At 55.9% G+C, this 21,918-nt stretch carries 17 protein-coding genes; all 17 read right to left on the bottom strand.

Annotated features, from left to right (window positions below; all coding sequences use genetic code 11):
* Positions 1-23: 23 nt before the first annotated feature.
* Positions 24-1,073: an acetamidase/formamidase family protein gene (locus VFA76_05530; protein ID HZR31295.1), complete on the bottom strand. Its 1,050-nt coding sequence runs from the start codon at positions 1,071-1,073 to the stop codon at positions 24-26.
* An 81-nt stretch (positions 1,074-1,154) separates the two neighbouring features.
* Positions 1,155-2,402, bottom strand: a complete 1,248-nt coding sequence (locus VFA76_05525; protein ID HZR31294.1) for an anion transporter — start codon at positions 2,400-2,402, stop codon at positions 1,155-1,157.
* Between the two features lie 9 nt (positions 2,403-2,411).
* Complete coding sequence (locus VFA76_05520; GenBank protein HZR31293.1) at positions 2,412-5,366, bottom strand: FAD-binding and (Fe-S)-binding domain-containing protein; 2,955 nt, start codon at positions 5,364-5,366, stop codon at positions 2,412-2,414.
* Between the two features lie 92 nt (positions 5,367-5,458).
* Positions 5,459-6,004, bottom strand: a complete 546-nt coding sequence (locus tag VFA76_05515; GenBank protein HZR31292.1) for a hypothetical protein — start codon at positions 6,002-6,004, stop codon at positions 5,459-5,461.
* A 246-nt stretch (positions 6,005-6,250) separates the two neighbouring features.
* On the bottom strand, positions 6,251-6,535 hold the full coding sequence (locus VFA76_05510) for a cytochrome C oxidase subunit IV family protein (GenBank protein ID HZR31291.1): 285 nt from the start codon (positions 6,533-6,535) through the stop codon (positions 6,251-6,253).
* 7 nt (positions 6,536-6,542) lie between these two features.
* Positions 6,543-7,211, bottom strand: coding sequence for a cytochrome c oxidase subunit 3 family protein (locus VFA76_05505; GenBank protein ID HZR31290.1), 669 nt, complete (start codon positions 7,209-7,211; stop codon positions 6,543-6,545).
* Positions 7,201-8,829: a cytochrome c oxidase subunit I gene (ctaD, locus tag VFA76_05500; protein ID HZR31289.1), complete on the bottom strand. Its 1,629-nt coding sequence runs from the start codon at positions 8,827-8,829 to the stop codon at positions 7,201-7,203. The genes VFA76_05505 and ctaD overlap by 11 nt, the downstream gene beginning before the upstream one ends.
* Before the next feature lie 10 nt (positions 8,830-8,839).
* Positions 8,840-9,826, bottom strand: a complete 987-nt coding sequence (gene coxB, locus VFA76_05495) for a cytochrome c oxidase subunit II (GenBank protein ID HZR31288.1) — start codon at positions 9,824-9,826, stop codon at positions 8,840-8,842.
* A 4-nt stretch (positions 9,827-9,830) separates the two neighbouring features.
* Positions 9,831-10,631 carry an SCO family protein gene (locus tag VFA76_05490; GenBank protein ID HZR31287.1) on the bottom strand — a complete coding sequence of 267 codons (801 nt, stop codon included), beginning with the start codon at positions 10,629-10,631 and terminating at the stop codon, positions 9,831-9,833.
* Between the two features lie 65 nt (positions 10,632-10,696).
* Entirely contained in the window at positions 10,697-11,176 is a 480-nt protein-coding gene (locus VFA76_05485; protein HZR31286.1) for a hypothetical protein, read from the bottom strand.
* Positions 11,169-12,368, bottom strand: coding sequence for a hypothetical protein (locus VFA76_05480; protein HZR31285.1), 1,200 nt, complete (start codon positions 12,366-12,368; stop codon positions 11,169-11,171). The genes VFA76_05485 and VFA76_05480 overlap by 8 nt, the downstream gene beginning before the upstream one ends.
* Positions 12,365-12,952, bottom strand: coding sequence for a cytochrome c (locus VFA76_05475; protein ID HZR31284.1), 588 nt, complete (start codon positions 12,950-12,952; stop codon positions 12,365-12,367). Before VFA76_05475 ends, VFA76_05480 begins: the two co-directional genes overlap by 4 nt.
* Before the next feature lie 79 nt (positions 12,953-13,031).
* Positions 13,032-13,568, bottom strand: coding sequence for a DUF3341 domain-containing protein (locus tag VFA76_05470; protein ID HZR31283.1), 537 nt, complete (start codon positions 13,566-13,568; stop codon positions 13,032-13,034).
* Positions 13,565-14,950 carry an NrfD/PsrC family molybdoenzyme membrane anchor subunit gene (gene nrfD / locus VFA76_05465; protein HZR31282.1) on the bottom strand — a complete coding sequence of 462 codons (1,386 nt, stop codon included), beginning with the start codon at positions 14,948-14,950 and terminating at the stop codon, positions 13,565-13,567. The genes VFA76_05470 and nrfD overlap by 4 nt, the downstream gene beginning before the upstream one ends.
* A 2-nt stretch (positions 14,951-14,952) precedes the next feature.
* On the bottom strand, positions 14,953-18,045 hold the full coding sequence (locus VFA76_05460) for a TAT-variant-translocated molybdopterin oxidoreductase (protein HZR31281.1): 3,093 nt from the start codon (positions 18,043-18,045) through the stop codon (positions 14,953-14,955).
* A 55-nt stretch (positions 18,046-18,100) separates the two neighbouring features.
* Positions 18,101-18,799, bottom strand: a complete 699-nt coding sequence (locus VFA76_05455) for a cytochrome c3 family protein (protein HZR31280.1) — start codon at positions 18,797-18,799, stop codon at positions 18,101-18,103.
* 142 nt (positions 18,800-18,941) lie between these two features.
* On the bottom strand, positions 18,942-21,707 hold the full coding sequence (locus VFA76_05450) for a bifunctional acetate--CoA ligase family protein/GNAT family N-acetyltransferase (protein ID HZR31279.1): 2,766 nt from the start codon (positions 21,705-21,707) through the stop codon (positions 18,942-18,944).
* Positions 21,708-21,918 lie beyond the last annotated feature (211 nt).

Here is a 21,918-nt window from a genome sequence, read left to right as displayed (position 1 = left end):
GCGATAAGTTAGAACGCCTGACTTTACGGCTTCTTTTTCGGAGGCAAGTACTTCTTCTCGATGGAGGCCACGATCACATAATTGGGATCCACCATCTCGTTCAAGTGGATCCTTGCCACTTTCGAGAGCAATTCGTACGTATCGAGCTCAGATAGGCCGTAGTCATTATGAATCCAGTGGACCAGCTCGGTGAACGCGATACGGAGGCAGTCATCCAGCGGACGATAAGCTCCCACGGCCATGATCGAGCTCTCATTCTCAAAGCGTGGCCATTTAATGCGCTGCCCCTTGATGACGCTAACCTGCATGCGTGCGCGCAATGGCACCTCAATCGCCGTTCCAGCTATTTCGCCGTCTCCCATCGCGGCGTGGCCATCTCCCATATAGAGCAAAGCTCCCGGCACATTTACAGGAAGGTAAAGAGTGTTTCCTACGCTGGCCTCGGGGGAGTCCATGTTGCCACCGAATTCAGCAGGCACTATGGAGCTCCGCGCCTCACCGCCGGCGGGGGCGACCCCGATGCAGCCGAAGAAAGGGTGCAGCGGAATTTTGACTGAGAAATCCGAATCAAGCGCGCGAAACGTGCCAGTGTTAGTGGCATGGTCAATCGGGTAGTACCAGATTTTTTCCGGAACAGGTTGCGTGATCATGGGGGTGTAGTCGGTGGGATTGATAGCACCGAATCCCGGCGCGAATGCGCCTACTCCCTGGTTGCCATCTACCTGGATGTCGAGGAACTTTACCGCCAGCGTGTCTCCCGGCTCAGCGCCCTGGACGAAAAATGGGCCGGTCAGGGGATTGTCTCCCTTCACCATGCTCAGAGTGTCTCCAGGCTTCTGCAGTGCATTGCCAAAAGCGTCTACGGTGTTGGTCTCCAGAATGTCGCCCGACTGCAGACGCGCAACCGGCGTCGCAGGTCCATAGGTGTACTTCACGTCATTCATGGTGGCGTGATAAGTGACGGTCTTGGAGGTTTGGGCGAAGGCGGGCGTCAGCAGAGCCAACCCCGCGAGCGCGACCCATCCGATGGACATGCGAAATATTGTGCTGAACGAGAATCTGCGTCGAATCATCGCTTCCTCTTTTCACAATCTGTGGTCTGGGCGACCGAGTATACACCGTGAGGAATAAACCAGAGGCGGCGCGGCTCTCGGTCAATGAACGAGCATGAGAAAAGTCCAGCCGAAGAGCAAAGTTGCTGTGGTAACCGGCAGCCCTACGCGGAAGTAGTCGCGAAAACTGATGTGGACCTCAGGCCGCGCGCTCTCCACCACAATGATGTTGGCCACGGAACCAGTGATGGTCAGATTGCCGGCGAGAGTGCTGGCCATAGCAAGGACAAGCCAACCCGTGTGGGGATTCGCGAAGCCAGGTACCAGTGACTTGAGCAGCATTACCGCGGGGACATTGCTGACTAGATTGCTCAGAATCGCAGTCACCACTGTGAACACGCCGGAGTGCTGGAGATTCCAGTGACGACCGATGTCAAGGAGCCAGGACACAATTCCCGCGTTCTCCGCGCCTCCAACGATCAGAAACAGCCCGACAAAGAAGACTAAAAGGCCCCAGTCAACTTCATCGTAGAGTTGGCGGGGATCCAGGGTGCGCGTAATGAGCAGTGTTGCCGCCCCGAGAGCGGCCATGGTGGCCGGCGGAACACCAGCAAAGAAACCTACGACAACGGCTGCTACTACAATGGCGGGCTTTGTCAGACTAGAAGCCGGGGGGCGCTGCAGCGGGACGGCCTGAACGGCCAGCGCTTCGGCAGGCTCGTGCGGCAGGCAAAGCCAGTGCAGCATTGCCCAATCTATTGCCAATCCGACCAGCGCCACAGGAGCGAGGTGGGCGAGAAAATCCCTATAGGAAATGCGGGAAAAGGAACCGATCAGCATGTTCTGCGGATTTCCAGTAATTGTGGCCACGCTCCCGATATTTGAAGCAGTGGCGACCGCCAGCAGATACGGGAGCGGTTGCACCTTCATCCGGCGGGCTACCGCCAGCACGAACGGCACCATGACCAGGCAGATGATGTCGTTGACAAAGAAGGCGGAAAGCAAACCGGAAGTAAAAATCACCGTGGGCAGTAGGTGCTTTGGCCTTAGGCGGCGCAGAACCAGTTCAGTAATCCATTCGAAGAAACCCACCAGGCGCAGATTTCCGACAATCAACATCATGGAGAAAAGCAGCACCAGGGTACCGAAATCTATGAACCGCAACGCTTGCGAGGGCGGAACGATGCGGAATGCCACCATCAGCACTGCGCCTATGATGGCGGCGCCCGGGCGATCAATCTTCATTCCTGGAAACTTGCCGAGAGCGAATACCAGATAACTAGCTGAAAAGATTGCGTAGGCGGCCAGGAGGCGCACATCCGAGAGCGCAGCGGGAGAAAATTGTGGCATCTATCTAAATCACTGAGGAGCGTGCATGGCGAGTTGCAGGACCTCAGCCAGATGAAACGCCCGGCGTTTGGTCGCGTGCTCGATCTGACTCTTGCAACTGAAACCGTCGGCGATGATCAGGGTACTCGACGCTGCTTTGCGAACCTCTGGCAACAGCACCCGCTCGCCAATTTGGTTCGAAATATCAAATTTGTCTGCTTCGTAGCCGAATGAGCCGGCCATCCCACAGCAACCGGATTCCAGGAGCTTGTAATCAAGTCCCATTCGGTCCATTACAGATTTTTCTTCCCTCAGGCGCATCACCGCCTTGTGATGACAGTGCCCTTGTACGATTGCCTGGCTATTCAGCCTGGAAAACTGAAAAGCTTCAGGATCTTTCTCAATAAATTCTGCGATGGTAAACGTACTCTCCTTCAGCTTTTTAGCTTCAGGTAAATCGGGAAGAAGGCTGCTTATCTCATCGCGGAAAACCGAGCAACAACTCGGCTCCAGCACCACCATGGGTGTGCCGGCAGCAATTTCGTCGGCTAGAGTCGCGATGATCCGCTGCAAATAAGACTTGGCCATGTCGAGAAATCCATAATCGTAGAGCGGGCGGCCGCAGCAGAGATGTTGCCTCGGCACGACAACCTGATGTCCCGCGCTTTCCAATACCTCCACCGCGGCATGGGCAGTTTGCGGAAGAAAATAGTTGTTGAACGTGTCTGGCCAAAGAATTACGCGCGGTGAGCCTTGATTGCGGACTCCCCGTCTCTCGAACCGTGCCTTGAATGTCTCCCGCGCAAATGCGGGAATCGGGCGCTGCTGTGAGACGCCGGCTGCAACCTTCGCTAATGAACTGATTACCGGAGCCCGGGTAAGCAGATTTACAAACCCGGGCGCGATTGATGCCAGGTGGGCCCACTTGTCAATCCAGCCAAATGCGTAGGCGTGACGCGGCCGCAGCCTTCCTTGCCAATAGTGCGATAGAAATTCGGCCTTGTAGGTCGCTACGTCTACGTTGACCGGACAATCGCCTTTGCAGCCTTTGCATGCGAGACAAAGATCGAGTGCTTCCTTGACGTTCTCACTGCGCCAACCGTCTTTGATGACCTCAGCGTGCAGCATCTCCCACAGCAGGTGAGCGCGGCCTCGCGTGCTGTGCTCCTCTTCATGGGTAACCATGAAGCTGGGACACATAGTGTCCTGCTCACCTTCACCCGCCGCGCGGCGACACTTCCCTACACCGACACAGCGCAAAGTGGCGCGAGCGAAGCTGCCCTGATCTTCAGGAAATTTAAAGTGGGTCGCTGGTTCCCAGGGGCGATAATTCGTCCCCAAGCGGAGGTTTTCATCTATACGATAGGGATCAACCACCTTGCCCGGATTCATCTTCCAGTCCGGGTCCCAAATTGATTTAAATTCGCGAAAGGCCTCCACCAACTCCGGCCCAAACATCTTGTAGAGAAATTCAGCGCGCGCTTGGCCATCACCGTGTTCGCCGGAAAGCGATCCGCCGTAACTGACCACCAGGTCGGTGGCTTCCTCCATGAAGGCGCGCCACTTTTTGATGCCGGCTTCAGTTAGCAGATCGAAGTCCACACGGTTGTGGACACATCCCTGGCCAAAATGTCCGTACATCGCAGAGTGATAGTTGTAGCGGTCGTACAGCTTTTTGAGATCGCGCAGATAGGAGCCGATTTTTTCAGGCGCAACCGCCGAGTCCTCCCAGCCTTCCCAATCGGGCAGGTGACCGGGAACGAAGGCGTTCGCACCCAGGGCCGACTCGCGAATGATCCAAAGTTTTCTTTGCTCAGCCCGATCGGTAAACAGCTTCATCTCTGCTCTGCTGCCGATAGCTTTCATCAGGCGGCGCGCCTGTTCGGTTGCTTCCGCCTTCGTCTCTCCTCCGAACTCCACCAGTAACCAGCCCCTGCCAGCCGGCAGGAAGGGGAGGTACTCGCGTTGCGGCAGGCCTTTCTTCTGAATGTTTGTGGTGAGAATTTCGTCGAAACCTTCAAGCCCAATAGGACTGAAGGTCACGATCTCTGCCACAGCGTCCGCCGCCTGGTAAATGTCGGGGTAGCCGAGGACGAGCAGGACCCGCTCCGGTGGACTGTAGATGAGCTGTACTTTGGCCTCCAGCATGGTCACGCAGGTGCTCTCAGTCCCCACCAGTGAACGCGCGATATTAAAACGGCCATTTTCGTTGGGAAAAAGTTGGTCGAGGTTGTAGCCCGAAACTCGACGTGGAATATTCGGATAACGTTCCTTCACTAACTTTGCATAACGAGCGCGCAGCGATTTGAGCCGGGCGTAAATGTCACCACCTCGGCCACCCTGACGAATGGCATCATCCATCTCGCCATCTGTCATCCAGCCGACTTTCATGGTGGTGCCATCGTAGAGAAGAATCTCCATCTCGATGACGTTCTCCACCGCTTTACCCGCCATCTGCGAGTGCACGCCGCAGGAGTTATTGCCGATCATGCCGCCAAAAGTGCAGTGGGTGTGGGTGGCGGGGTCCGGCCCCCAGGTCAGGCGGTGCGGCCTGGCGGCGCTGCAGAGAGCGTCGCAGATCGTCCCCGGCTCAACGCGAGCGAATTTTCTAGCCGGGTCAATTTCCAGAATGTGGTGAAGATACTTGGTCCAGTCGATGACAATCGCAACATTGCAGCACTGCCCCGCCAGGCTGGTGCCGCCACCGCGCGACAGCACGGGCGCCCCAAACTTACGACACGCCGCAATGGTCTGAATCACATCCTGTTTACTTTTTGGGACCACGACCCCGATCGGCACTTGGCGATAGTTCGAAGCGTCCATCGAATAGGCGGCGCGACTGCCTTCGTCAAAGCGAACTTCTCCCTCCACTTCCTTGCGCAGCGCTGCTTCCAGTGCGCGCGAGTCAACTTGGATAGGATTTCGCCAGAGAGCAGGTTGTGATTGGCTAATCAAAGTTGGCTTACCAGCAGAAGTTTCTGGCATGTCTTGGCCACGGAACCTGCCCTTAAAAACTAAGGCACGGTCTTGACCGTGCCCTGCTTACAAATCCCTGAATGAGCGCAGTCGGTCGAGCCCTAATTCGGCGACCGCTCGGCGCTTGGTTTTCCGACTCCACCCACATTGGAAATCTGGATGTGACTGCCGCGTCCAGTCGCTTCAATGACGATGCTTACCATTCCCTTATCGGTGGCAAACGCTAAAGTGTGACTATTCTGATCATTCACAGAAAGATTTGAACGTGGAAACCTGGAGTGGTACCACGCCTGGACTGCGTCCGGTGGATCTGGGGTTTCGAATGAGGCAGTCACAGTGCTGAATCCTCCCATCTTGACAGAAGAGGCGCCAGGAAGCGGGCGCGCTCCGGGATAAACATCAACCCCAAGGTTCCTGGCAGCCTGCACGGCATCACCGTCACTCTCGACCGTGCCAAAAGGAGTCACCACCCGAGCGTGGTCGCCTTGCGTTTCCACCTTCACGCCCCGAGCGATTTTCAGGCCAATCAGCGTTGCCGTCACGCCACCTATAACAGTTAAACCAACAAGGACAGCAATTACAACCAGCACGATCTTAACTGCGTTGCTGCTCGCAGGTGCGGTGGCGCTGTTCGGGATGGCTTGCATTGCCGGCCGAGCTGCAAACCCGCTGCCGGATTGAGATGACGTCGATTGCGCGGTGACTGTCGCAGCTACAGCTGCTCCACATTGGGTGCAAAATCGCCCGGACGTTTCCAGCGTCGCTCCGCAAGATGTACAGAATGCCATTGGCGCACCTCAAACGCGCAAAAGTGTAGGTTGGCCGGGAGTATATCGCAACGGCACTCAGGCCAACAACGGCAATGCGCCGAGTAGCCGGGGTTTCCCGCCGCGCTAGATCCAGGCTCGGCTGATGTAATCGCTCATAGCCAGGAAGAGGAGAATGAGCAGCCAAAAGAATCCCGCGGCAATAACCAGGTAAGTAGTCTTCCCGCTGATGTACTTCGCGTGCATGAAGAAAAGCACAACCAGAACACCTTTGCAGCTGGCGATAAACAGGGCCACCGGCGTGCTAAACGGCCCGAGATCAATGCGCGAGACAGCGGCGGTAACCACCGTTAAAACCATCAAGGCGGCCCAGACCAGAACGTACGTTCTCTTTGGTGAAATGTGTTCCATGGTGCCTCTATGCGTGCCGATGACTAATCAGGTAAAGCAGGGGATATAAATAGATCCATACCAAATCAACAAAGTGCCAGTACAGCCCCACATTCTCAACCGGATTGTGATACTCCGCGGTGTAGCGCCCGCGCCAGGCAAAATAGGCGACGAACCCTACAGCAAACAACCCGATCACGACGTGTAGGGCGTGGAACCCAGTCATGGTGAAGTACAAGACAAAAAACATTTCAACATGCGGGGCATCTTGCCACTTCTTCAGGTCAAAGCTGCTTCCGGGAAACTCGTGATTGAGCCAATGCTGATGGTATTCGACGGCCTTGATGCCCATGAATGCCAATCCCAGCAAAATAGTAAGGAGGAGCAGAAGGACCAGCAGCTTCCGCTGTCCCAATTGAGAGGCACGCACTGCCAATGCCATCGTCAAACTGCTACCGATCAGCACCACGGTATTTATGGTGCCGTACCAGAATTCCATGTGCTGGCTGCCTTCCACCCAGGCGTGGAAGTACAGATAGCGATAGACCAGATAACAACAGAACATGCCGCCAAAGAACATGATCTCGGTGACTAGAAACACCCACATCCCCATGCTGGAGGCTTCCCGCTGCTGCTCCAGGTCGGAGAAGTGGTGGCGCAGTTCGCGTTTCGCGACTACTGTCCGGCTATTCCCCAACCGGGACCTCCTGCGGGAGTTGGTCGTAGTTGTACGCCTCCCAGGTCACCACTGGGGTTTCTTCAAAGTTAAAAGTAGGCGGCGGCGAAGGGGTCATCCATTCCAGGCCCGAAGCGGCCCAAGGGTTGTCTGTGGCCAACTTTCCATAACGCAGCGACCACAGGAAATAAACCATCGGTAACAAGTACCCGACGGCAAGAATAGAGGCTCCGGCAGTAGAGAGCACGTTCAGTATCTGGAACTCCGAAGTGTATGCGTGATATCGCCGCGGCATCCCCAGATACCCAAGAATGAATTGCGGGAAAAAGGTCAAATGGAAACCTATGAAGATGATCAACGCCGCGAGCCTGCCCCACAGTTCCGGATACATCCGGCCGGAAATCTTGGGCCACCAGAAATGCAGGCCTCCGATATAGGCCATAACCATTCCGCCCACCATGATGTAGTGGAAGTGAGCGACCACAAAGTATGTATCGTGAACGTGAACATCCAGTCCCAAAGCAGCCAGGAACAGCCCCGTCATTCCCCCCATGGTGAACAGGCCGATGAAGCCGAAGGCATACAGCATGGGAGTGGTATAGGAGATCTTGCCCCTGTACATGGTGGCAGTCCAGTTGAAGACTTTAATGGCCGAAGGAACCGCCACCATATAGCTGAAAAAAGAGAAGATCATGGCCGAGTAAACGGAAATTCCGGCCACAAATTGGTGGTGGGCCCATACCAGGAAACCAAGCACGGCTATGGCAACACTGGCCATTGCAATAAACGAATATCCGAATATTCTCTTGCGCGAGAAACAAGGCACAATCTCGCTCACCACCCCCATGCCCGGCAAAATCATGATGTAAACCGCGGGGTGCGAATAAAACCAGAAGAGGTGCTGAAACAGCACCGGATCTCCGCCGACTTTGGGGTCGAAAACTCCAATGTGAAATATGCGCTCCAGGCCAACCAGCGCCAAGGTGATGGCGAGCACCGGCGTTCCAAGCACCTGGATTATTGCCGTGGCGTAGTTAGACCAGACGAACAATGGCAGTCGCGACCAGGTCATCCCCGGCGCCCGCATGCGATGTACTGTAACGATGAAGTTGAGTCCAGTAAGGATAGAAGAGAATCCAGCAATGAAGATTGAGGTGGCTGCCAGGACCACATTTGAATTACTAAATGAGGTGCTGTAGGGAGGGTAAAAAGTCCAGCCGGTATCAACCCCACCGGCCATGATGGTGTACAGCATTAGAAGTCCGGCGGAGATGTATAAGTACCAGCTCAGTAGATTGAGGCGCGGGAATGCGAGGTCCTTAGCGCCGATCATCATCGGAATCAAAAAATTTCCCAACACTGCCGGCACTGAAGGAATCAGAAAAAAGAAGATCATCACCTGGCCGTGCATGGAAAACAACTTGTTGTAGGTGTCTGGCATTACCAGGTCTCCAGCCGGGGTGAGCAGCTCGAGCCGGATCAACAATGCGAAGAAGCCGCCAATAAAAAAGAAGAAGGTAATGGAGATCAGATAGAGCAGCGCGATGCGCTTGTGATCGGTGGTCAACAGCCAAGACCTGATGCCATAGTCGGCATTCAAGTAATGGGTGCGCTCTGCGGTTGCTACTGCGGTTGCCATGTCAGTTCCTCTACGGTCGGGTTGCTCTGCTCGGGACGGCTGGACGGTTGCTCACCGGCTCGCGCTGTTGCGGAGTCTGGAGCGACTTAATATATTCGACCAGCGCCAAGAGTTGTTCCTCGCTTAAAATTCCCTGAAACGTGGGCATGATGTTTTTGAATCCGGAGACCACTTTTGCGCCAGGATTCAGTATGGATTCGCGAATATAGTTTTCATCGCCCGTAACCACCCGTCCGTCTTCGAGTTGCACAGGCTTGCCATAGAGTCCCACCAAATTGGGCCCTCGACCTTGCGTATCCGCGCGGTGGCAAGAACCGCAGCCCAGCTCCTGGAAGAGCTTCTGCCCGGTCGCCGACAATGAGCCTTCGGCCCCTCCTCCTGAAAGCCATGTCTGGTAATCAGAGGGATTCATCACCACGATGCTTCCGATCATTCCGGAATGTTGTGTTCCACAGAATTCAGCACAAAACAGATGATAAGTTCCCGCGCGAATGGGATGGAACCAGAGGACGGTATAACGCCCCGGGATCACATCCTGCTTGAGCCTGAAAGCGGGCGCATAGAAACTGTGCACCACATCCTGCGAAGTCATAATCAGCTTGACGTCGCGATTAACTGGAATGTGTAATTCATTGATCTCCCGCTGGCCTTCCAGGTGCTGCAGCTTCCACATCCACTGCTTGGCTACGACATAAATCTCCATTGCGCCCTGGGGAGGAGTTCGCTCCTGGAAGTACAAAACTGCGCCCCAGACGAAGAAGACGATAAAAATCCCGAACGGCACGATACTCCACGTGAGCTCGATGGGAAGGGAGCCCTCGATCTGCGTGGCAGCACGGACTCTGGTGTCCCGGAATTTCAAAGCAAAGACGACAATCAGGGCGAAGATCAGGATTGTGACTAATCCGGTCACCAACAGCAGAAAAATGAAGAGCGCATCCAGGCGGGCAGCCGAGGTGGAAGCTTGGGGCGGCCAAAATGGCATCTGGAAGTTCATGGTTTTATGCGGCGCGTCCTAAGTTGTGGTTACTGCTGCCCAATCGAAACATGATGAATAAAAAACTGCCGAGAGCCAGCATTGTGACTAGCGCCGCTACTCGTAGTACGCGGCTGATGATGGCGCTGTACTTTCCACTGCTGGGATCGTAGTGATAGCAGTACAACAACACCTGGTCGATCAAGGTGCCGATCTGCCCGCTTGAAGCTTGCACCAAGCCGAGCCGCAGATCACGCGGCGCGTATTCCACCCCGTAGTAGTACTGCGAAATCTTTCCTTGTGGGGTTAACACAGCAATCGCGGTAGTGTGGGCAAATTGCCCGGATTTCGAATCGTATTGGTACTGCCAGCCAGCGGCGCGGGTAAGCGCCGTAATAGATTCCGCGCTTCCAGTGAGGAAATGCCAACCCTGTTCTCCGCCCGGCCGGCGGTAGCGTTGAAGGTAGACTTTCTTCTTCTCTGCCGCCATTGCCGGAGTCTCTCTCGGGTCAAAACTTACCGTGAGAACGTCGAAGTCTCTTCCCATGGTAAGAGGCAGAACTTTAAGCCCGCTGGTGAGTCCGGCGAGAACCTCACCGCACAGCATGGGACAGTTGTAATAAACCAGATTCAGGATCACGGGTCGCTTGCCGAAATATTCCCCGAGCGTGACCGGCTTACCGGATTCATCGTGAAACGCCAGCCCCAGTGGAATCTGCTGGTTTAAGTTTTGCTGGATGCCGACATTCTGCAAACCGGGCGGGCGAACGTTCGCAGGAGGAGATTGGGCGCCGCCACCCATCATGTCCTGCCCGAGAGCTGTCATGCACCAGGCGCAAATTAATACCAAGCTGGCAATGACAAGAACTTTTCTCAACTTTAGGCTATTCATCACCGTTTTCTACCCGTTTCTGCCCCAGCACTCGCCAGTCCCGCGCCAGCGGCATTCGTTTCCCGGGTTGGCAAGCCCCGCTGGGCAATCATGTCAATTGCTCGTTCAATTGGAATATGCGCTATGCCCGCACTCTGGTCACTCCAGCCATAGCTGTCAAGAATTTGATCCTCACGGGCGCGAAATCTGTTGAGGTCAGCGACGGGGTCTGGCTGGAGCCGGGGTTGGGGAAATTGCTGCACAGCCTGCTCGGCATGCGCTCTCGTCTCTGTGTGGGCGGTCTCAAGCGGATTGGGACGCGGCTGGCGCTTCGCCTGGAAATGGTCCAAGTACTTAAACATACCCAGGATCACAACGCTGACAATCACGCAAACCAATGCGAGTCCAACCAGGAAAGACAACACGCCGCGCACACCCAGATCGCGTGCCTCGTAAGTGGTTTCGGGGTGCCGAATGTCTTCGTGCCCGAGATCAGCCAATTTCAGACTCCAAAATTGCGCGTATCCTCACGTCCTGGAGCGGCACCAAGGGGCGAGCTCTTAAGTTCCTGAAGAACAACCACAACCAGAAGCCGCCAATCGCGACTGGGACCACGAAGTCCAGCCAACCGATAAAAAATCGCTGATGAAAGTTGGGTTCGATCATCCAGAACAGGTCAAGCCAGCGCATTACGATCAACCAGGTCGCCAGCCTTGCCAAGGTTGCCGGGTTCTGCTTAAAGTTTCGCGAGAGCAAGAGCGCGAACGGCACCGCGAAGTGGAAGATCGTCAGGAATACTCCGACATGATTCCAGCCGTGCTGCAACCGCGGCAGATACCACTGAATCTCTTCCGGCAGATTCCCCGCCCAGATGATCAGCCACTGGGAGAACGAGAAATAGGCCCACAGCATCACAAACGTCAGAATGAGATTACCGTGGTCCCTCAGAGTCGTAGGCTTCAGCAGCGAGCGCATGGGCTCGTAGCGAGACAGAATCGTCTCTGCAACCACGGCAAAGCAGATTCCTGAAAGGCCCTGCCCAACGACAAAGATCAGAGGATAAATCGTAGAGACCCAATGCGGATCGAGCGACATTACCCAGTCAATTGCGGCAAAGGTCATGGTGAAGGCGTAGATCACCAGTCCGGGGGCGCTGATCCGGCGGAAGCGGCGAGAGAAATCCCGTTCCGGCGGCTCGTCCTGCAGCCTTGACCAGCGATTCAGGTACAACACCAAAACAGCCCAAACAATGAAATACAAGATTGCCCTGAGCACGAAGTAGCTTGGCGCCAGGTAAAGCTTGGCAACGTGCAGCAGGTGAGCATCATGTGCAATCTCAGCCGGTCGCGCCCACGGATACAACCTGGAAATTCCAATGCCAATCGGAAGAAAAAACAAAATCATCAGCCATAGAGTACGAGTCCCGGCTTCAAGGATGCGGCGAATCGGCACAGCCCAGTTTCCGCCCGTGAGATGCTGCAGCATCAGGAGAGTGAGGCAGCCAAGTGTGACCCCAATCCAGAGCATGAACCCGATTAGATAGGCCGGGAAAAACTGCGCAGGAGTAATGAAGGCGCCCACCAGCGCCAGAACTGCGAAAATTATCCCCACCACCAGAGAGCGTTGCTGGATGGCTTGTGCCACGGGAGGTGCCTCAAAGTTCACGTCGTTCAGCCGTGATGCGCTCTTCATTTCGGCTGCTCCGTCGAAGCGCCCTCGCCTTGTGAGCCGCTGGGCAACGTCGTCCCGGCTTGCGGGGTACTGCTTGCAGAGGGTTGTGACAGCATGCGATCACGCTCTTGTGCCGGCACTATGCTCAATGGGGCCTGCTGACTCAACTGCAGTGCGCGTATGTACGAGATGATGGCCCATCGGTCCTGCACTGGAATCTGCGCTGCGTAATCCGGCATGGCGCCGAATCCGTTGGTGATGACGTCGAAAAAGTGCCCCATGGGCGCCTGCCGCAGACGATCAATATGGAACGAGGGTGGCCGCCGATATCCCCGCTGCACAACCATGCCGTTCCCATCGCCTAAACGCGAATGGCAGGGCGAACAATACACGTTGAAACGTTCGCGTCCACGCTCCAGAACCTGGCGAGTTGCTTGAAATGGCATCTCATTCCCGGGCTCTCCATTGATCATGCCGGTATACAAGTAAGCGTCGGTTTGCAACTGCCCTCGCGCAACTGTCCCTTCCAGGAGCGGGCGAGAAGAACGCTGGTCGGCATAAAAGTCGCTTTGGCGTAAGGGCTTGAATTTGGGTTGGTCTTGCATGTCGTAACGGCATCCCGCAAGAGAAACCACTACCAGCGGCAGAACCGTCTGGGCAGCAATTACGAATCGGTGACGCAGGCTAATAAGGCACCTCCGTCACTGCATGCGGATTCAGGCTCTCCAGAAAGCGCCGGGTCCCGATTCGATCAAATTTCGGATCTCTGGCTTCGATCGCCAAAAAGAAACGGTCTCTGGTAGCGAAAGCAAAACGCGGCTCGTGGAATACCGGGTGATAGGGCATCGGCAGCCCATTAAGGGCCAACATCCCCAACACCGCCGAGAGTCCTGCAACCAACACTGTCATCTCAAAGGTAACTGGGATAAAAGCCGGCCAGGAGTGATATGGTCTTCCGCCAACATTGATGGGATAACTCACCGCCGAAATCCACCACTGCATCAGATATCCTCCAACGCAGCCGACAATCCCTCCGATCAATACCACCAAAGACACATTGTCGCGATGGAACCCAATGGCTTCACTCAATTCCTCTACCGGAAAGGGACTGTAGCCATCCATCCGGCGGTAGCCCTCTTCATAGGCACGACGAGCAGCGGCCACCAGTGCGGAGGGGCTATCGAACTCTGCCAACATTCCGTAAATTGGCGGGCGGGTCATTCGGCCTTGACCTCCGCCTCGGGCAGCAGCGTCCGCATTTCAAAAATGGAAATCATCGGAAGAATGCGGAGGAAGAGCAACATGCAGGCGAAGAAGAACCCGATCGTCCCCACATACGTGTACCAATCCCACTGCGTGGGGTAATACATACCCCAGGAGGATGTAAGAAAGTCGCGATGCAGGCTGATCACCACGATTACGAATCGCTCCAACCACATGCCGATCAGCACATCGAGCGAAATCAAGAACAGCCATGAGGTATTCGTCCGGATCTTTTTGATCCACAGAACCTGCGGGATGACGATGTTAGCTACGATCAAACCGGCGTAGCACCAACGATAAGGACCATGTATGCGATTCCAAACCAAGAACTTGTCATAGGGATTGCCTCCGTACCACGCCATGAAAAATTCCATGATGTATCCATAGGCGACGATGAGGCCGGTCGCTAGCATGATCATGGCGGAGTTTTCCAAGTGACGCAGGGTGACAAAATCCTCCAGCTTGTAAAAATAGCGGATGGGAATCGCGAGAATAAGCACCATGGCAAAGCCGGAATAGATGGCGCCAGCCACAAAGTAAGGCGGAAAAATAGTCGTGTGCCAGCCGGGCAGAATGGCGATGGCGAAATCGAAGCTCACCACAGTATGGACAGAGAGTACGAGGGGGGTAGCCAGTCCCGCCAGCAGCAGATAAGCGGACTCATATCTCTTCCAATGCCGCGCCGAGCCCCGCCAGCCCATGGCCAGAAAACCATAGATAGCGCGTGACCAGCGGTTCAGAGCGCGATCACGCAGCGTTGCCAGGTCGGGAATCAGACCAATGAACCAGAAGAGCAGCGAAATTGTGAAGTAGGTGGATACCGCGAACACGTCCCAAACCAGCGGGCTACGGAACTGTGGCCACACTCCCATTGTGCTGGGGTAAGGAAAAAGCCAATAGGCCAACCAGGGACGCCCGAGGTGAAGCACTGGATACAATCCGGCGCATGCCACGGCAAACAGTGTCATGGCTTCCGCAAAACGGTTGATCGAATTACGCCACGATTGCCGTAACAACAGCAAGATGGCTGAGATAAGTGTCCCGGCGTGGCCGATGCCGATCCACCAGACGAAATTCACGATGGCAAATCCCCATCCCACGGGGATGTTCACGCCCCAGATGCCCACTCCGCGATAGAAGAGGTACGTGACCGCGAACAACATGAGGAACGTGAGAGTCGAGGCGAAACCGAACGCAATTAGCCATTGGACAGAAGTAGGCCGGGTCAGAACAATGGCGCTGATCTTGTCCGTCACGGTTGCGAAGGTGTGCCCCGGTTCAATGACCGGCGGCTTCCCTTGGCGAACCGAGATCTGCTCGACGATGTCTTTCTCTTCCATCACTACTTTTCTTCCGCTGGCGCTTCCAGCCCCGGATTTGGATTATTCACGGCTGCCAGGTAGGTGGTGCGCGGCCGGGTATTCAGCTCAGCCAGAAGGGCGTAATTGCGTTCCTGCGCCTTCAACTTGGCGACTCGCGTGTTGGGGTCATTGATGTCGCCGAAAACAATGGCATCCGCCGGGCAGGCTTGCTGGCAAGCTGTTTGCAATTCCTTTTCGCGAATCTTGCGATTTTCACGCTCGGAATCTATCCGGGCCTCAGAAATGCGCTGCACGCAGTACGTACATTTCTCCATCACGCCCCGACTGCGTACCGTCACATCAGGATTGCGCATCATCTTCAACTGGGGAGTGTTCCAGTCCTGGAATAAGAAGAAGTTGAAGCGCCGGACTTTGTAGGGACAGTTGTTCGAGCAATAGCGGGTCCCCACACAGCGGTTGTAAACCATGTCGTTCAGGCCTTCGCTGCTGTGCACGGTTGCTCCCACCGGGCAGACGTATTCGCAGGGCGCGTTCTCGCAGTGCATGCAGGGTACCGGCTGAAAGTAGGCCTTCGGATTGGCGCGGTCTCCTTGGTAATACGTGTCCACCCGAAGCCAGTGCATGTGCCGCCCACGATTGACCTCCACTTTGCCGACAACCGGGATATTGTTTTCTGCCTGGCACCCGATGATGCAAGCGTTGCATCCCACGCAGGCGTTCAAGTCTATGGCCATCCCCCAGGCGTATTCGGAGTATTGATAATTCGGATAGAGCGTCAGGTCCTTTGGCGGTGTGAAGATATTCTGGTTCGCAAAGTGTGGGTCCTTCTGAAACTCCGATAAGGTGCCGGCGATCACCAGATCGCGTGTGCCCAAAGGGGTATCCATACTTTGTTGCCCCTGGGTAGTTGCCAGCAGGTACTGCGACCCAAGCTGCTTGAGCTGCACCGGCGCGGACCAGGGGGCGGCAATCGTGCGCAGTGGGTACACATTGAACCCGGCGCCAGTCCCTGCTCTGCCCGAGCGTGTACGTCCGTAACCGAGGAATGCGGTGAGTACGTTATCGGGCTGGCCGGCTTGAATCCAGACTGCAGCGCGGGCCTTGCGCCCCTGCACATCGAGCTCAACCAGATCATTCGTCTTCAACTGCAGCCGATTGGCGGTTGCCGGCGCGACCAGCAGCGGGTTGTCCCAGGTCACCTTGGTCATTGGCTTGGGGAGCTCCTGCAACCAGCCGTTGTTGCTGAATCGGCCGTCGTAGATTGAGGGATCGCGACGGAAATTCAGCTCTAGGCCCTGAGCGGTAGCAGATTGCGCCTTGAAGCTAATGGACTGCAGTTTGGCGTCCTGGACCGGGAAGGCGGTGCCCTCTATGAATCCGTCGTGCACAGCCCTGCGCCAGAAAATCTCGAAATCTTCGGGCTGGTTTTGCGGGACACTTGCGGAGGGTTTTGCGGCTTTACCCGCCGTGGCGGCAGGCACTCGCTGGCGCTGCTTCTGCCAGTAAGCGCGAACAATTTGGTACGAAGTGGTCTCCCCCTGGCCGGTAAAGAGGGCCAGCAGTTCGTGCGAACTCTTGCCGGCATAAAGCGGCGCAATCAAGGGCTGCACAATGCTGGCGGTGCCATCATAGGCGCGAGCGTCGCTCCAGGATTCCAGATAATGGGTCTCATTGACGTGCCACTGGCAGAGCTCCGCGGTTTCGTTTTGATACAACCCGAGGTGCACTCTCAGCGGGACCTTTGATTTCATTGACTCGGCAAATCCCAGGTCCGCGGGAGCGTCGTACACCGGGTTGCCGCCCAGGATGACCAGCAGCTCCACTTTGCCCCTACTCATATCGTCCACTAGCTCGCGAATGGACTGACCTTGGTCCACGGGATTGGCGGCAACAGCTGGCGTGTAAATGACGGTTCGTCCCACGTTGCCGAGGGCGCCATTCATGGCATGGGCGAGTGTATGAACAACCGGAGGCTGCTCGTCGCCGGCGATCACGAGAGTTCTGCCGGGATGCCTGCGCAAATCCTGAAGCAGTGTGCCCATGAACTTCTCGGCTTCGCCACTCATCCCGTCGCCCCCGGCATTGATTCCTAACCCGGAAGCAACGGCACGCGCGAACTGCTCTACTTCTGCGCCCCGCAACGGAAGCCGGTGATCGGCTTTGGCGCCGGTGGACGTAGTAGTGCTCTCCACCAAGTAAAAGCGACTCATCGGCTGCCCTTGTTCGGGACGACGTCGGGAGGCAAAATCTCGTGCGTAGCGCAGGAACCCCGGGAAGCCAGGATAGAGAAAATCGGCGTCCAGGGAGAGGATCACGTCGGCATCTGCGAGCCGGTACTGCGTCTCCCAGGATTGGCCGAAGGCCGCGACTGCTCCCGCTCGAGCGTTGTCGCGGTTCACAGCTTCGTACTGGTGCCATTTGGCGGCGGGAAACTGCCGTAGTGCCATTTGAAGTTGATCAGCCAAAGTCGGTGAGCAGACAGTCTGGGTAAGGAAACGCAGCCCCGCCCCCTGGCTGACTTTCTGCGCGGCCAGCGGACCTTGCATCGCCGCCTGAAACGAAGGGTAAGGCCGTATCTCCGAAATGTACGTGACTGCTGGCGAACGATCGGGATCGTAAAGATCGAGGATCGAGGCCTGAGAGAACACATCGCTTCCGCCGAGGCTGGCAGGATGATCAGGATTCCCCTCGACCTTGGTGGGCCGTCCCATGTGGCTCTCCACCAACAGGGGAACACCGTAGCCGCCTAAAGTCATAGCGGTGGCGAAAAAAAGTGGTCGGCCGGGAATAATCTGCTCCGGTTGTTTCACATAGGGAACAATTGGCTCCAGCGGCTGCTTAACGCATCCGGTCATCCCGGCAAGCGCCATGGAAGCCCCCATAAGCTTCAGGAAACCACGACGAGAGACGGGATCCAGCCACTCTGAGGCTCCTCGGGGAAACTCTCGGTGCAACTGCTCCTGGAATTCAGGGGAGTTGGCCAACTCCTCCAAGCTGCGCCAATAGCGAGCGCCGTTGCGACCAACAAGTTTCCGGGCCGCTTCCTGGAAATCCAGCTTGCCCTTTTTCTCGGGACATACGGCCTCCGTATGTTTCTTTGCTTTTGGTTCCATTTCCTCCCCAAAACACTAGATTGACAACCGGGCCGATCCCGAAGTTCTCGCCACCTCACCGATGGCAGGTATTGCAGCTGGTAATGTCATGCACGCTCCGCAAGTTGTATTTCTTGACCAGAGCAAGACCCAACGATCTCTGGTCGTAATATTTCGTGCCATCCAGTTCCGCTGGAGCCAACGAGTCAGGCGGTGAATATCGCATATTGAAAACTTGCTCGCGGGGCCGCAGATATTTTTCCGGCGCGCGATGGCAGTCAAGGCACCATTCCATTTGGAGCGACGCATAGTTGTACATCAGCGGCATACGATCCACTGGACCGTGGCAGGTATTGCAGCCAACCCCTTTGGCCACGTGGATACTGTGATTGAAGTAAACGTAGTCGGGCAAATCGTTCACCCGGTTCCAAACCAGAGACTCTCCAGAACGGAAGCTTTGGCGTACCGGCTCGAGCAACGGTGCGTTGGTCCATATCTGGGAATGACAATTCATGCAAGTCTTGGTAGGAGGAATCCCGGCGAAACTCGAGACCTCGACCGAGGTGTGGCAGTAACGGCAGTCAATACCCAAGCCTCCAACGTGATGTTGATGGCTAAAAGGCACCGGCTGCGGACGAGCGACACCCGCATACGTGGTGTATGGCGAGCGCTGGATTTCAGCAAAGACCCAGAGCAGCGCCGCCACAAAAAACACCGCCCCAAAAATGGTGAAGCGGGAAATTGTGTTGGTGCTTCGGTGAAAGGTCTGGGCCATCGAGTCCGCATCCGAGACGCTCCATCTTGCAAGAACGTCTCGATCTCTTGCATGGGGGTTGACGTCACCAAAAGCAGTGACAAGGGGCTAACGAAACGCACGATTATAGCAGTTAAGCTTTCGACAAAGGACGACACACCGGTTAGTTCAATGTCAGTTCGGCCTGAACCGTGTCGTCTTCAAGACGTGAATGCATCTTAAAGCCCAACTTGTCGCAGAGGGCGCGCATGCCGTGATTTTCGGCCAGTATGGTCGAACTAATCGCACTCAAATGTTCACTGCGCGCAATCTCAATCAGACGGCGGTAGAGCTCAGTTCCGATCCCTTGATGCTGGAACTGATCCGCCACTACAACCGCAGCTTCAGCCTTGTCGATTCCGTGCAGCTTGCTTAAACGCCCCACCGCCACTATCTCAGACTGATCGTTGGTTGGCTGGCGGTATTCCGCGACCAGAGCCATCTCCCGGTCATAATCAATGAAGCATATCCGCGTGAGCCGTTCGTGGGTGGTACGCGTGCTCAACTTCAAGGGCTGGAAGTAGCGCAGGTAAACGCTTTGCGACGAGAGTGCCTGGTGAAACTTGACCATTAGAGGCTCGTCTTCGGGCCGAATCGGACGAATGGTTACATCAGTGCCATTATTTGTTTTCCACCGAGAAATATACTTCGTCGGATAGGGCCGGATCGCTGGCCGGGGTAGCTTTTGTTCCGTAATCTCCGGCCCGTGAAGCACGACGCGAGCGTCCAAAGCCAGAAGCCGCTCGGGAGACGCCAGGAGAGGATTGATATCAATTTCTTTGATCCACTGCTGCTCGATAACCATCTGGCTGAAACGCACGAGCAGCTCGTCAAGAGCCTCGAGGTCCACCGGCTTTCGACCACGCACACCGCGAAGGGCCTCAAAAACCCGCGTTTGCTCCATCATCCGGCGCGCCAGGGTGGTGTTCAACGGAGGAAGGGCCAGAGCACGATCGCGCCATACCTCAACCAGCTGACCTCCCGTGCCAAACAACAGCACTGGACCAAACTGCGGATCAATATTGCTGCCGACAATAAGCTCATAGCCATCTGCTTTGACCATCGGCTGCACGCTTACACCCAGGAAATGTCCAGCCCCGGCCTTTTCCCGTACTGAAGTCTGGATTGCTCGATAAGCGCTGCGGACCGCGTCGGCGTTCTGTAAGTTGAGTTTCACTCCCCCGACATCAGTCTTGTGAGTGATCGTCTCAGAAAGGAGCTTCAGTACCACCGGAAATCCCACTTCGGCAGCCTTCTCTACTGCCTCATCTTCTTGAGCCGCGATGTAGGTGGGTACCGTGGGAATCCCATAAGCGAGCAGCAATTCCTTGGACTCCAATTCGGTGAGGATCGTTCTTTTGGATTCCCGTGCACGCTGAATAATGTTCGCGGCATGGAGGCGGTCGCGCGCAGGCTCAGAATTAGCTTCTGAGGCTGGGGTTTCGTAGAGGCCACGCAGGTTGTAAGTGTATCGCCACATGTAATTGAAAATGCGAGCCGCGGTATCTGGGAAGGGAAACGCAGGAATGTTTGCCTCCTTCAGCACGCGCTCACCGGCAGCCATTTCTTCGCCGCCCATCCAACTTGCTAGAAGCGGCTTACCGATTTTGGCAAATGGTTTCAAAGCTTCCGCAGTCTGAGCGGGATCGGTCATACCTTGGGGACACAAAATAGCAAGCAGACCGTCATTGGCGGGATCTTCCGCCACAATCTCGAGCGCCTTTGCATAACGTTTTGGATCAGCGTCGCCCAAGACATCAACCGGGTTGTTGTGGCTCCAATGGGGCGGCAGCAGGTGATCCAATTTCTGCAAGGTCTCGGGTGACAGCGGCGCTAACTGACCACCCAAACTTATGAGTGCATCGGTGGCAAGCACGGCGGGGCCCCCTGCATTGGTCACCATCGCCAATCGCGGTCCTCTGGGGCGCGGCTGCTTGGATAGGACATCGGCAAGATAGAAGACGTCGGCGATGGTATTGACCCGCAAAACGCCGCAACGGCGGAAAGCTGCATCCAGCACTTCGTCACTACCGGTCAGAGCGCCGGTATGGGATGCGGCGGCATGCGCGGCCGCTTCAGTACGACCCGCTTTTATGACGATGATGGGTTTGGTCAATGAGACTTCGCGCGCCGCAGAGAGGAAACTGCGGGCGTCCCCAACCGACTCCATATAAATGACAATGCTGTTGGTTCGTGGGTCATCGCCCAGGTAATCGATCAGGTCACCCCAGCCCACATCCAACATAGATCCCACAGAAACGAAGGCGCTGTAGCCCACAAGTTCACGCGCACTCCAGTCCAGAATGGATGTGCAAAGCGCCCCGCTTTGACTGATGAACGCAACCGTTCCAGGGCGAGCGCCGCCCTGAGCAAAGGTAGCGTTGAGCCCAGTCAGCGGATTCATAATCCCCAGGCAGTTTGGACCGATCAAACGCAAGTGGCTGCCCCGGAGCTGTTCCTTGATCTGGCGCTCGAGCTCCTTCCCTTGCTCGCCATGCTCTTTGAACCCGGCGGAGATCACAATTGCGCCGCGCACATCTTCAGCAACGCATTCAGCAATGATGCCCGGAACCGTGGCCGCAGGCGTCACAATCACCGCCAACTCTACCCGCTCAGGAACGGCTGCAACGTTGGGGTATGACTTTGTCCCGAGCACGTCGCTGCGCTGAGGGTTAACGGCGTATACGGTGCCTCCGAAAGGAGTGCTGAGCAGATTAGAGAATACGGTGCGTCCGACACTGCCCTGCCGCTCGGTGGCGCCAATCACCGCCACGCTTCGAGGTTTGAAAATGCTGTCCAGCGGATGACGTTCGGCCCGCAAAACGTCGTGCGAGGGATCTCTTGTTGGCTTCGGCTTCAACGACTTAGAACTGCTGGCAGCGGTCGTCATAAGAGCCAGTTTAGTCTCCGTCCGGGCCATCACCTGTGAGTCCTATCACGTCATCAGGGCTCAAGAGCGAGGAAGGGTAATAGCGCTGGTCTGCTCAAATCACTGATATTAAATATGTTAAGGCGCAGGACTGAATATCATTTAGCTGGTGTGCATTAACGGCTGTGCTACAGCAAAATCTTTGCCAAGGCAGCAACTTTTGACCAGCCAC

This window comes from Terriglobales bacterium, from assembly GCA_035651655.1.
Classification (GTDB): domain Bacteria; phylum Acidobacteriota; class Terriglobia; order Terriglobales; family Acidobacteriaceae; genus DASRFG01.
Note: the sequence above shows the minus strand (reverse complement) of the source record. Positions and strands in the feature narration are given on the sequence as shown.

Coding starts and splice junctions, on each gene's coding strand:
- VFA76_05530 (HZR31295.1), bottom strand. CDS start 1,073: ATGATTCGACGCAGATTCTCGTTCAGCACAATATTTCGCATGTCCATC.
- VFA76_05525 (HZR31294.1), bottom strand. CDS start 2,402: ATGCCACAATTTTCTCCCGCTGCGCTCTCGGATGTGCGCCTCCTGGCC.
- VFA76_05520 (HZR31293.1), bottom strand. CDS start 5,366: ATGCCAGAAACTTCTGCTGGTAAGCCAACTTTGATTAGCCAATCACAA.
- VFA76_05515 (HZR31292.1), bottom strand. CDS start 6,004: ATGCAAGCCATCCCGAACAGCGCCACCGCACCTGCGAGCAGCAACGCA.
- VFA76_05510 (HZR31291.1), bottom strand. CDS start 6,535: ATGGAACACATTTCACCAAAGAGAACGTACGTTCTGGTCTGGGCCGCC.
- ctaD (HZR31289.1), bottom strand. CDS start 8,829: ATGGCAACCGCAGTAGCAACCGCAGAGCGCACCCATTACTTGAATGCC.
- coxB (HZR31288.1), bottom strand. CDS start 9,826: ATGAACTTCCAGATGCCATTTTGGCCGCCCCAAGCTTCCACCTCGGCT.
- VFA76_05490 (HZR31287.1), bottom strand. CDS start 10,631: ATGACAGCTCTCGGGCAGGACATGATGGGTGGCGGCGCCCAATCTCCT.
- VFA76_05480 (HZR31285.1), bottom strand. CDS start 12,368: ATGAAGAGCGCATCACGGCTGAACGACGTGAACTTTGAGGCACCTCCC.
- VFA76_05475 (HZR31284.1), bottom strand. CDS start 12,952: ATGCAAGACCAACCCAAATTCAAGCCCTTACGCCAAAGCGACTTTTAT.
- VFA76_05470 (HZR31283.1), bottom strand. CDS start 13,568: ATGACCCGCCCGCCAATTTACGGAATGTTGGCAGAGTTCGATAGCCCC.
- nrfD (HZR31282.1), bottom strand. CDS start 14,950: ATGGAAGAGAAAGACATCGTCGAGCAGATCTCGGTTCGCCAAGGGAAG.
- VFA76_05460 (HZR31281.1), bottom strand. CDS start 18,045: ATGGAACCAAAAGCAAAGAAACATACGGAGGCCGTATGTCCCGAGAAA.
- VFA76_05455 (HZR31280.1), bottom strand. CDS start 18,799: ATGGCCCAGACCTTTCACCGAAGCACCAACACAATTTCCCGCTTCACC.
- VFA76_05450 (HZR31279.1), bottom strand. CDS start 21,707: ATGACGACCGCTGCCAGCAGTTCTAAGTCGTTGAAGCCGAAGCCAACA.